Consider the following 945-nt stretch of genomic DNA (forward strand, 5'->3'; position numbering starts at 1 on the left):
TCTACTCCTGCGAGTTTTTCGCGGGCGCTTTATACCATAAAACAAAAGCCAGTTAAAGAAAAAGCTCAGAACCAAAATCGCACCCCACCCCTGATTACGCGCCATAACGTTTGATTGCACTTTGTAATCCCGCTACGGCCCTGTAGAATACAGCCCTATTTTGAAGGTGCTGAACCATGTAACCAGCACTCATACACTTCGCCAACAGAGACGCTATGACAGTTACAATTAAAAACGCTGATGAAATTGAAAAAATGCGCATTGCCGGCAAACTTGCTGCTGAAGCGCTCGAAATGATTGAACCGCATGTCAAAGCGGGAGTTACAACCGAAGAGCTAAATTCAATCTGCCACGACTATATAGTCAACACGCAAAACGCCATTCCGGCACCGCTTAATTATAAAGGCTTCCCAAAATCAATCTGCACCTCAGTCAACCACGTAATATGTCATGGCATTCCAACAGAAAAGAAAAAGCTAAAGAACGGTGACATCATCAACATCGACATCACCGTCATCAAAGATGGTTATCACGGAGACACCAGCAAAATGTTCTTCGTTGGAGAGCCTAGTATTGCGGCGGAGCGTTTAGTGCGTATCACCCAAGAGTGCATGTATAAAGGTATTGCTCTGGTAAAGCCTGGGGCGCGACTTGGTGACATTGGCGCGGTGATACAAAAGCATGCAGAGAGTAATTATTACTCGGTTGTTCGAGAGTATTGTGGTCACGGTATCGGCGCAGTTTTTCACGAAGACCCTCAGGTGATGCACTACGGAAAAAAAGGCACAGGAATGGCGCTAAAAGAAGGTATGACATTTACTATCGAGCCGATGATTAATCAGGGTAAACGTCACTGCAAGCTCCTCCCTGACGAATGGACAGTGGTCACGAAAGATCACAAGCTTTCCGCTCAATGGGAGCACACGATACTTGTAACCAAGGATG

The 945-nt window shown here is 45.9% G+C and carries 1 protein-coding gene; it reads left to right on the forward strand.

Annotation, left to right across the window (positions count from 1 at the left end; all coding sequences use genetic code 11):
* Positions 1-215: 215 nt before the first annotated feature.
* Positions 216-945 (forward strand): type I methionyl aminopeptidase (map, locus tag A3750_RS02450; RefSeq protein WP_068548000.1); only part of this gene is annotated, 730 nt, incomplete at its 3' end.

The organism is Oleiphilus sp. HI0079, from assembly GCF_001635105.1.